Annotated in this window: 14 protein-coding genes; 11 read left to right on the top strand and 3 right to left on the bottom strand. The window is 36.7% G+C overall.

The features are described 5' to 3' along the window. The first annotated feature begins 157 nt into the window (after positions 1–157). The 10 genes from ybgC to BAZSYMA_RS05215 are packed head-to-tail and all read left to right on the top strand — an operon-like array spanning position 158 to position 6975. Positions 158–571 carry a tol-pal system-associated acyl-CoA thioesterase gene (gene ybgC / locus BAZSYMA_RS05260; protein ID WP_338152905.1) on the top strand — a complete coding sequence of 138 codons (414 nt, stop codon included), beginning with the start codon at positions 158–160 and terminating at the stop codon, positions 569–571. Further along, complete coding sequence (gene tolQ, locus BAZSYMA_RS05255) at positions 564–1238, top strand: protein TolQ (protein WP_090716386.1); 675 nt, start codon at positions 564–566, stop codon at positions 1236–1238. Before ybgC ends, tolQ begins: the two co-directional genes overlap by 8 nt. Before the next feature lie 22 nt (positions 1239–1260). Then, the gene (tolR, locus tag BAZSYMA_RS05250; RefSeq protein ID WP_090716384.1) at positions 1261–1692 is read left to right on the top strand and encodes a protein TolR; all 432 of its coding nucleotides are present in this window, start codon (positions 1261–1263) and stop codon (positions 1690–1692) included. Further along, positions 1685–2581 (top strand): cell envelope integrity protein TolA, encoded by an 897-nt coding sequence (tolA, locus tag BAZSYMA_RS05245; protein ID WP_237731575.1) that lies wholly within the window; start codon positions 1685–1687, stop codon positions 2579–2581. The genes tolR and tolA overlap by 8 nt, the downstream gene beginning before the upstream one ends. Beyond that, positions 2578–2952, top strand: coding sequence for a DUF2384 domain-containing protein (locus BAZSYMA_RS05240; RefSeq protein WP_090716382.1), 375 nt, complete (start codon positions 2578–2580; stop codon positions 2950–2952). The genes tolA and BAZSYMA_RS05240 overlap by 4 nt, the downstream gene beginning before the upstream one ends. A gap of 4 nt (positions 2953–2956) precedes the next feature. Continuing rightward, positions 2957–3697 (top strand): septum site-determining protein MinC, encoded by a 741-nt coding sequence (minC, locus tag BAZSYMA_RS05235; protein WP_090716380.1) that lies wholly within the window; start codon positions 2957–2959, stop codon positions 3695–3697. Between the two features lies 1 nt (position 3698). Continuing rightward, the gene (glyS, locus tag BAZSYMA_RS05230) at positions 3699–5801 is read left to right on the top strand and encodes a glycine--tRNA ligase subunit beta (protein ID WP_090716377.1); all 2103 of its coding nucleotides are present in this window, start codon (positions 3699–3701) and stop codon (positions 5799–5801) included. Further along, positions 5801–6238: a D-aminoacyl-tRNA deacylase gene (dtd, locus tag BAZSYMA_RS05225; RefSeq protein ID WP_090716375.1), complete on the top strand. Its 438-nt coding sequence runs from the start codon at positions 5801–5803 to the stop codon at positions 6236–6238. Before glyS ends, dtd begins: the two co-directional genes overlap by 1 nt. Then, a complete protein-coding gene (locus tag BAZSYMA_RS05220; RefSeq protein ID WP_090716373.1) occupies positions 6239–6637 on the top strand; it encodes a PGPGW domain-containing protein in 399 nt (132 codons plus the stop codon). Positions 6638–6645: 8 nt separating this feature from the next. Beyond that, positions 6646–6975, top strand: a complete 330-nt coding sequence (locus BAZSYMA_RS05215; RefSeq protein ID WP_090716370.1) for a Spx/MgsR family RNA polymerase-binding regulatory protein — start codon at positions 6646–6648, stop codon at positions 6973–6975. Here BAZSYMA_RS05215 and trxA read toward each other — a convergent pair. Next, positions 6967–7344, bottom strand: a complete 378-nt coding sequence (trxA, locus tag BAZSYMA_RS05210) for a thioredoxin (RefSeq protein WP_090716368.1) — start codon at positions 7342–7344, stop codon at positions 6967–6969. The genes BAZSYMA_RS05215 and trxA overlap by 9 nt on opposite strands. 57 nt (positions 7345–7401) lie before the next feature. Between trxA and ruvC the strand changes: the two genes are divergently transcribed. After that, positions 7402–7872, top strand: a complete 471-nt coding sequence (ruvC, locus tag BAZSYMA_RS05205; protein WP_090716365.1) for a crossover junction endodeoxyribonuclease RuvC — start codon at positions 7402–7404, stop codon at positions 7870–7872. A 77-nt stretch (positions 7873–7949) separates the two neighbouring features. Here the strand turns inward: ruvC and BAZSYMA_RS05200 are convergent, their stop codons facing one another. Continuing rightward, a complete protein-coding gene (locus BAZSYMA_RS05200; protein WP_307838431.1) occupies positions 7950–9041 on the bottom strand; it encodes a cation diffusion facilitator family transporter in 1092 nt (363 codons plus the stop codon). Between the two features lie 31 nt (positions 9042–9072). Then, positions 9073–9544: type I secretion C-terminal target domain-containing protein (locus BAZSYMA_RS05195; RefSeq protein ID WP_143243114.1), on the bottom strand; the 472-nt coding region annotated here is incomplete at its 5' end.

Here is a 9544-nt window from a genome sequence, read left to right as displayed (position 1 = left end):
ATGGCAGGTCCTTAAATAATAAAAATATTATTTTGTCCTCTAAAGACTTTGAATTTTAATGTGGGGAAGGCAAGACCTTCCTCATTTTAATTGTTCCTATTTGTGGATTAATGAAAAACTTTAAAAAAATGCTAAAATTAAACACTTGTAATTAAGAATGAAGATTTGTTCAATGAATGAGATAAGTATTAGAGTTTATTATGAAGATACAGACAGCGGCGGTGTGGTGTATTATGCCAATTACCTAAAATTTATTGAAAGAGGGCGTAGTGAGTATTTGCGTGATTTGGGTTTTGATCAAGATGTGCTTATTGCCAAGTATAATACGATTTTTGCTGTTCGTAGACTCAATGCACAGTATCATCTACCTGTAAAATTTAATGATTTATTAACGGTGCAAACTTTGATTAAAAAAGTAGGGCGTGCCAGTTTGATTTTTACACAGAAAATAATGCATTCAGGGCAAAATCAGGTATTATTCGAAGCGCAAGTAACTGTGGCGTGTTTACATGCTGATAGTTTTAAGCCTTGCGGTATTCCACTTATGATAAAGGAGAAAATAGATGGATAATATTACTATTGTTAATAGTGCTAGTGTCAATGATAGTATTAGTATTTTAGGTTTGATTGTAGAGGCTGATTTTGTCGTACAATTAGTGATGCTGATTTTGGTGATGATGAGTATTTATTCTTGGACTGTTATTTTATCTAAAAAGAAAATTTTATTGGATTCTAAAAGGGATATTAAAAACTTTTCTGCGTATTTTTCAACAGATAAAACACTCAATGAGTTACAATCTCAAATACCAAGTAGCAGCACAATGGCAGATATTTTTTCTTCAGGTTATAAGGAGTTTACCCACTTAGAATTGGGTGACAAGCAAGCAAATGCTGAGCGTGCTTATCGCCTAATGAACACTACAGCGAATAGTGAGATTGAGCGTCTAGATAGTAATTTAAGTATTTTGGCCATGATTGCCTCTTCAAGTCCGTATATTGGTTTATTTGGCACAGTGTGGGGTATTATGCATTCTTTTATTGGCTTAGCGTCTGTCAAACAGGCAAGTATTGCGGTAGTTGCACCAGGTATTGCCGAGGCACTCATTGCAACTGCCTTTGGTTTGTTTGCCGCGATTCCAGCGACCATTGCTTACAATCGTCTGTCATCTAAAATTGGTGATATCAGTCATCAATACACCGCCTTTATTGAAAAAATGTTTGTCATATTCCAAAGATAATAGGATTTATTTCTAAGAAAATATGATAGCACTACCAAAACGCACTAGAGCAGACGCAGATGCGAATATTAATATTGTTCCCTATATTGATGTAATGTTAGTGTTGTTGGTGATTTTTATGATGACTACGCCTATTCTTGAACAAGGCATTGAAGTAGATTTACCTAATGCTAACACAAAGGCGGTAGATTTTACTGAGCAACAGCCGAGCATTATTAGTATTAATCGTGATGGTGAATATTTTATCAATTCTATAACAGGTGCCAAGCCTGAGCGTTTGTCAGTAGGCAAGATTGCCGCACGCGTGCAAGCTAGATTGCAGGTTTTTCCAAAGATGAGAGTTTTTGTTAGAGGCGATCAAGAAGTTGCTTATGGTGCAGTGATTGCATTAATGGCTTTTTTGCAAAAAAATGGTGTTGAAAAAGTTGGTATTGTAACTGAGTCAGATGAGTAGTTATATGCAAGACTTTGTTCAAAAAATCAGATTACCTAAGATTGCTAAACACCATCCAGTTGCTTTTTCTGTGGCTGTGGCATTACATCTTGTGCTGTTTGTTGGCTTGCTTTTTTCTAGTGTGCAGCGTGTAGAGCAAGAGCCAGAAGAGAGGCTTAAAAAAGTCAATTCTAGAGCCATCCCGAAAGCAGTAACGGTTGATTTGAGTGAAATTAAGAAAGAAACACAGCGATTACTTGATGGGCAAAAAAAGAAACAAGCAAAACTCAAGCGTGAACAAAGGCGTTTAAAAGAGTTAGAAGATAAGCGTTATCAAAAACAAAGAAAAATCAATAAACTTAAGGCCAAGGTGAAAAAAGAAAAGCAGGCCAAAGCACTTGCTGAGAAAAAAGCCAAAGAGGCTGAGAGAAAAAGAAAAATAGCTGAGAAAAAAGCTAAAACCGCAGAAAAGAAAAAACAAAAAATTGTAAAACAGCGTAAAGCCGAAGCCAAAAAGTTTAAAGAAGAACAAAGAAAGCGCGATCTGACTAAGGCGTCTCAGTTAAAAGAAGCGCAAAAGATAAAAGACGCTCAGAAAAGTATTTTGGATGAACTTAAGGTAAACTACATCACTCAAATTGCTTCAAGAGTTAACAGTCAATGGCGTTATTCAGGCGCAAAAGATGATTGGACTTGTGAAGTGCATATTGTGCAAGATAAGGGCGGTGTTGTTAAAAGTGTTAAATTAAAATCTTGCAATGTTAATAACAAAAGCAGAGAAACATCTTTTAAAAACTCGATTATACGAGCAGTAAACAAAGCCTCACCATTACCGAGTGCGCCAGATAAGAGTATTTTTGAGCGTAATATAATATTTAATTTTTATCAAAATAGAAGCTTAAAAAAATGACTGAAGAACAAAAAAATCAATTAACATTTAGCTTGACGCAAGTAATGGAAAATTGGCAATTGGCGGATCAAGAACAAATCACTTTGTTGGGTTTAAAGTCAATCAAGCCAAGGCATTTGTATTTATATAGAAGGGGTGATAAGTCTTTTGATTTTGATGAGACTTCAATTAAGCGCGCTGAAATGATTTTAGGTATTCATGAGTCTTTAGGCACGACTTATCCAGCTAATCGCGATTATGCGAGCTTGTGGTTGAAGCGAGGCGTTAAAAAATTTAAGCACAAAGCACCATTAGAATTAATGTTGAGCGGTGAAGTGGGCATGAAACGCGTTTGGCATTTCTTAGATTGCACACAAGGTTGGAGAGATTAATCTAATGGAAAAAGAAAAAATAAACTTGGTTGAAATGCGAATACAAAGTGAGGCATTTTATGCGCTTAAAGTACCGAGCAAAAACACCGAAAAACTCTTTGATGAAATTACCAGTTTGCTAGAAGTTGATAAAGATAAGTTTCAGTATGCACCGGTTGTTTTAGAGATTGAAAATAAGCATTTTCAAGCAAATGAATTGGCAGTATTGATAGAGATATTAACGCAAAACAACATGGTGACCATCGGCATTCGCTCGAAAGTGAAAGAGTTGATTGATTTTGCTAGGTTTTCAGGTTTGGTAGTATTTGATAAGCCAGCTGTGACATTAGAAGAAGATAAAAAACTTAAGCAGTTGAATAAAGAAGTAAAATCTAAGTCTATACCGGTATCTAAAGTAGCACAAAACGAAAAACATCGTTTACCCAAAATTGTGATTAATGAAGTTGCCTCGTCAGAGCAGGTTTTTGCTAAATACAGTGATTTGGTATTATTAGGACTTGTCAAGTTTGATGGAGAAGTGATATCACATGGCTGTATTTCTGCTTATAGGGAGGTATGTGGCAAGGTATTTGCAGGTGTAGATGGTGACGAAAACGCCACTATTTTTATTCACTCGTTTAATGCACAGTTGGTTGCCATTGCGGGTATTTACAAACAATTTGAAGTGGTGCCAAATAAGCTAAAAGGACACTCGGTGATGATTGATTTAAAGGATGGAAAGTTAAGATTTCAAATAGTTAAATAACATGAATACACAAGATTTTTTATTAGAACTTGGCACCGAAGAATTGCCACCTAAATTACTAAAACAACTGTCAAACTCACTCAGTAGTAATTTGACCAAGCAACTCAACGAGTTGAATTTGTCTTTTGATAAGGTTACATCTTTTGCTACACCAAGACGCCTAGCGGTTTTGGTTAATAATTTACAATGTCAGCAAGAAGACCAAATTATCGAGCGCAAAGGTCCAGCGCTTAGTGCGCCTACACAGGCGATTGAAGGCTTTGCCAAATCTTGTGGTGTGGCAATTGATGCCTTAGATAAAAAAGCACTTAAAGGCACGGATTATTATTTTTTCACACAAGAGAAAAAAGGCTCAAAAATGCAAGATTTGTTAGAAAATATTGTTGACACAGCGATTAAAAATATCCCTATTACTCGTGCAATGCGTTGGGGTGATTTAGACTTTAATTTTGTGCGTCCTGTGCATTGGCTGGTCATGATACTGGGTAGCGACATAGTCAAGGCAAATATTATGGGTCTTGATAGTGGTAATAGCACTCGTGGACTGCGTTTTACGGGTGAGCAGGTATTTAGCATTAATAATGCCAAAGATTATCAAAAAACTTTGCTTGATAAGGCGCAAATTGAAGTAGATTTTGACCTTCGAAAGCAAGCCATTCGTAATCAAGTGATGCAAGTAGCGAGTGAGAATAACGCAACGGCTGTTATTGATGAATCCTTATTGGATGAAGTTTGTGCTTTAGTTGAATACCCTTGTGCATTTTCAGGGGGCTTTGACGAAAGATTTTTAAAAGTGCCAGAAGAAGCATTGATTTCTGCGATGAAATCACATCAAAAATATTTTCACATGATAGACGATGAGGGTAGATTATTGCCTGCATTTATCTCGGTGGCAAATATTGAATCTAGCGATTTATCGGTGATTGTTGATGGTAATGAGCGTGTCATTCGTCCACGATTAACCGATTCAGAGTTTTTCTGGGAGCAAGATAAATCAAGGACTTTAGAGTCTAGAATTGCAAAACTAGACAGTGTGTTGTTTATGGATGGACTTGGCTCAATGGGTGAGAAAGCCAAACGCATTGGAACATTATCTACCTATATTGCTGATATTATTGGTGCAAATACAAAGCACAGTGCCCGCGCAGGACTGCTATCAAAAACAGATTTAATCACGGATATGGTGGGTGAATTTGCTGATTTGCAAGGGGTGATGGGTGGATACTATGCACTTAATGATGGTGAAGACCCTGTGGTTGCAAGTGCTATTAGTGAGCATTATCACCCAAGGTTTTCAGGCGATACATTGCCCTGTACAAAAGAGGGTTTATGTGTTGCAATTGCTGATAAAGTTGATAGTATTGTGGGTATTTATGGTATTGGGCATAAACCCACTGGCTCAAAAGACCCTTATGCGCTCAAGCGTTCGGCGTTGGGTTTGTTACGGATGATGATTGAGTCAAAATCACAGTTGGATTTGTTTAAATTGATTCGTGAATCAGTTAAGTTGTATGAATTTGGCGAAGAAATTATTCAAGAAATTTATGATTTTATTGTTGGTCGTTTAGAGATGTATTATCAAGAACAAGGCATTGATAAATCAGTTGTAAGGGCTGTATTAGCAATAAAAAGCTCTAGCAATGTTATTTATGATTGGCACTTACGCATTAAAGCAATATACAAATTTGTGCAAAATGAAGATTCAAAAAGTTTGATTGAGGCTAACAAGCGTATTGTAAGTATATTTAAAGATATTAGTTCTGAAGATATGCCTGTTGGATGTACTTATTCATCTATAGGTATAAGTAGAAGGACAGATAGTAGCGACATAAATACTTATAGAGATATAGAGTTTACCAATCAATTTGATGAAAATCTTTTAAATGCATGTACGAAACTCTGGATAAAAATAGATAAAGATCAACAAGATTATTTAGTTATCATAGATACTCTTTTAGAATTGAAACCTGCTATTGATGATTTTTTTAATAATGTTAGGGTGCTTGATGACGATTTAGAGCTTAGAAGGGATAGAGTTTGTTTGCTTTTGGCGATGAGAGAATCGTTTTATTCTATTGCTAATTTTTTATATTTGTCAAAATAATGAAGGCACTTATTCAGCGAGTGAGCAAGGCAAAGGTAGAAGTTGACGGTCAAATTGTCGGACAAACTAAACAAGGGATTTTGGTTTTTTTAGGGTTTGAAAAAAACGACGAAAAACCACAAGTTGATAAAATGATTAAGAAGTTATTGGCTTATCGAGTGTTTACTGATGCGCAAGGAAAAATGAATTTATCGGTTGTTGACATTAATGGCGGCGTGCTTGTGGTGTCCCAATTCACTTTAGTGGCGGATACTAAATCAGGCACGCGTGCTGGTTTTTCCACAGCAAAACCGCCAGTATTAGCAGAAGAGTTCTATGATTATTTTTTAAATAGAATCAAGCTTGCCCATTCAACAGTTGCCAGTGGTGTTTTTGGCGCTGATATGCAAGTATCACTTACCAATGATGGCCCAGTTACTTTTTTGCTAGAATGTTAAATGTTAAATTTTATTAGCAAACTTATCACTGAATACGAAGAAATATTGGTAATGGTGGGTGTTATTTCAGGGGTTGTGTTTGTTGTTAGTCTTTTGGCAATGCCCTTTTTATTAGGGAAAATTCCTGTGAATTATTTTGCACCGAGTCATCAGTGTAAGTGTGATTGTAATTTTGTTGTTGCCACGATTAAAAACTTTGTTGGCTTAGTGTTGTTACTTGCTGGCATTATTATGCTAGTTACACCAGGTCAAGGTATTATTTCTATTTTGTTGGGTTTATTTTTGATGGAATTTCCTGGTAAACGCAAGTTAGAATTAAAATTGATTAGTAATAATACAACTTTTCAAGCAATTAATTGGTTACGCAACAAAGCAGGAGCACCGCCCTTAGAGCGGTAAGCAAAACGATGATAAAAATGTATGGTATAAAAAATTGCGACACCATCAAAAGAGCAGGTAAGTTTTTGGAGGATCAGGGTGTTGACTTTGAATTTATTGATTTTCGTCAAACCCCTATTGATATACAAACCTTACAAAGTTTTATTGATGGAGTAGGGTGGGATAAGCTTATTAATAAACGCTCTACTACTTATCGAAATCTGAATGATAATGAAAAACAAAACATCACTTTAGCGCTAACATTAAAAAACCCAACACTGATCAAACGCCCTGTTTTAGTAACAAAAGAGGGTGTTAGTGTTGGGTTTGATAAAGTCCTTTATCAGCGTTTAGTCTGATGATTTTTCTTCTTTTTGCTTGGCGATTTCTGAGTGAACCTTTTCCATGTCTAAGGCTTGTGCCTTTTTAATAACCGCTTCTAAATCGGCACCCGACATTGCACCAGGTTGAGAGAAGATCGTAACTTTCTCTCTGAAAATCATTAAAGTTGGAATTGAACGAATTTGAAACCTACCTGCTAATTCTTGTTCATCTTCAGTATTAACTTTTGCAAAAACAACGGTGTCAATCTTCTCAGAAATTTCATCATAAGTAGGTGCAAACTGCTTGCAAGGACCACACCACGGCGCCCAAAAATCTAAAATAACAATGTCATTTTTTTGGATTGTTTCGTCAAAATTGTCTTTGTTGAGTTCTAATACTGCCATGATTCTATCCTTATAAATAAAAGCCACTATTATATCAACACTGATAAAATAATTTGTATGAAAATTTTAGGGATTGATCCCGGTTCAAGAGTAACAGGCTTTGGTTTGATTGAGGCTTCAAGTCTCAAATTTAGCTATCTTGCCAGTGGTTGCATTCGCACTAAAGGTGAATTAACACAGCGTATCACTACTATTTTTGAAGGTATTAGCGAAATTGTTATAAAATATCAGCCCGATATTGTGGTGATTGAGCGAGCGTTTATGCGACCTGATCGCCCTAATCCAGATGCCGCTATCAAATTAGGTCATGCGCGCGGTGCAATTATCTCAGCAGTGGGGTCTCGTAATATTCCTATGGTGGAATATAGTCCTAATCAAATTAAAAAAGCAATTGTTGGCAAAGGTCATGCTGCTAAAGACCAAGTGAGTTATATGGTGTGTGAGTCTTTAAAGCTTAACAAAGCGCCACAAGAGGATGCAGCGGATGCATTAGCGGGTGCGATATGCCACGCCTATCATTGTCTTTAACTTCGTATTTTTGATAATCCGCCTTAGATAAAAGAAAAAATACCCTCTAAAGTTTGTCATCTTGTAGAAATAATGATTTAACTAAAATAAACTTTAATTTTGCCAAATTCTGGCAACTTAGCAACCACTTCAGTGAGTTTGACTAAAATGTCATTATGACTTCTATTGGTTGATAGGCAGCTGACTGGTAAAAAGAAATCCACATGAATCTTGCCATCAAGATAGTGTAATTGGATGCGCTCTATTTCGCCATCACATTCATTATTGAATAACGCCTTGTTGAGAATACCGAGCGCTTCTGCGCGCTCAGGTAGATGCTCACAAGGTGCTGCTGCCTCATCGTCTTCGGGGTCAATATGCACGGTAACATCAGATAAATCTTTTAAACATTCTTTGGCGACTCGTTCAACGCTAACACTGATAATATGTCCCTCGCTAACACTTAAAAATGGATCAACTTGTACATGCACATCAGCTGAAATAGCACTACCAATTTTGCGTGTGCGTAGTGAATGTACGCTGTTCACACCGCTAATCATACCAATTGCATTTTTAACTTGTTCGACTTTCTCAGCGTCAATTGAAGTGTCGACCAATTCTTTGACTGCACCTGTGCCTAATTTCCAAGCAATATAAAGAATCATTAAACCAACTACGATAGCAGCAATGCCATCTAAATAGCGATAACCGTTCAAGCTACCTAAAATACCTATAAGTACCACAATAGAGGATAAAGCATCTGATCGATGGTGCCAAGCGTTGGCTTTAAGTATATCTGATTTATAGGTTTTGGCCACTTTTAAGGTATACCAATATAGTATCTCTTTAGAAAAAATGGAGAGCGTAGCAACGCTTAAAAGTAGCGTGTTGTGCGAAAGAGAGCTTGGATTGTTTAAGCGTTCAAAACCATCAATAATAATACCAATAGCAACAATGGCCAAAATGATTGCCAAACCTAGTGTGGCAACAGTCTCAAAGCGTTCGTGACCATAAGGATGCTCTTCGTCAGCTTCTTCGGCAGAGTGTTTGGTGGCGTATAGTACTACGCCATCAGACAACAAATCTGAGAACGAATGGATGCCATCAGCGATGAGTGCGCCAGAATTGCCAAGCACACCAGCAATAATTTTAAAAATAGCAAGGAAAAAATCAACAATCGCACCAATGATTGTAATTTTTTGACTGGCTTTTGCGCGCTTATTAAAAGTAATACTCGTTTAGATTATTATCATTAAGTAATGCAGCAAGTGCATTAGCATTAGCAGCATTAGTCACAGTTAGATTGATAAGCATGTCTGCGGTAGAACTACCTACTGTTCCTGATTCTAAGCCATCGTGCTTAATATAAAGCTTAACATTGTTATCACCATCAGCTTCGGCGTGAATATATTTAGCTAAATTAGTAGCGATATCTGAAGTATTGAAATCCATTACATCTTTAAGATTTAAACGGTCCACTGTAGAGCCAATAAAATGGAAGTTAGTAATAGTATCACCACCGCTGGCAATCGTACTATCTGTAACAGCACCATATAAAAAAACATCGTTAGAGCTACCAAGGCCTAGACCACCTGTGAGGGTATCAGCACCTGCACCCCCATAGATAATAGCATTACCGCCTGTACCGCCGTTAATAATGTCATCACCAGCATCACCATAAATAATATTATAA

It is taken from the genome of Bathymodiolus azoricus thioautotrophic gill symbiont, assembly GCF_001298715.1.
In the GTDB taxonomy this organism is placed as follows: Bacteria; Pseudomonadota; Gammaproteobacteria; order PS1; family Pseudothioglobaceae; genus Thiodubiliella.
The sequence above is the reverse complement of the archived record's forward strand: the minus strand, read 5'-3'. Positions and strand labels throughout refer to the sequence as shown.

Coding starts and splice junctions, on each gene's coding strand:
- tolQ (WP_090716386.1), top strand. CDS start 564: ATGGATAATATTACTATTGTTAATAGTGCTAGTGTCAATGATAGTATT.
- dtd (WP_090716375.1), top strand. CDS start 5,801: ATGAAGGCACTTATTCAGCGAGTGAGCAAGGCAAAGGTAGAAGTTGAC.
- BAZSYMA_RS05240 (WP_090716382.1), top strand. CDS start 2,578: ATGACTGAAGAACAAAAAAATCAATTAACATTTAGCTTGACGCAAGTA.
- glyS (WP_090716377.1), top strand. CDS start 3,699: ATGAATACACAAGATTTTTTATTAGAACTTGGCACCGAAGAATTGCCA.
- BAZSYMA_RS05220 (WP_090716373.1), top strand. CDS start 6,239: ATGTTAAATTTTATTAGCAAACTTATCACTGAATACGAAGAAATATTG.
- tolR (WP_090716384.1), top strand. CDS start 1,261: ATGATAGCACTACCAAAACGCACTAGAGCAGACGCAGATGCGAATATT.
- trxA (WP_090716368.1), bottom strand. CDS start 7,344: ATGGCAGTATTAGAACTCAACAAAGACAATTTTGACGAAACAATCCAA.
- minC (WP_090716380.1), top strand. CDS start 2,957: ATGGAAAAAGAAAAAATAAACTTGGTTGAAATGCGAATACAAAGTGAG.
- ybgC (WP_338152905.1), top strand. CDS start 158: ATGAAGATTTGTTCAATGAATGAGATAAGTATTAGAGTTTATTATGAA.
- BAZSYMA_RS05215 (WP_090716370.1), top strand. CDS start 6,646: ATGATAAAAATGTATGGTATAAAAAATTGCGACACCATCAAAAGAGCA.
- ruvC (WP_090716365.1), top strand. CDS start 7,402: ATGAAAATTTTAGGGATTGATCCCGGTTCAAGAGTAACAGGCTTTGGT.
- tolA (WP_237731575.1), top strand. CDS start 1,685: ATGAGTAGTTATATGCAAGACTTTGTTCAAAAAATCAGATTACCTAAG.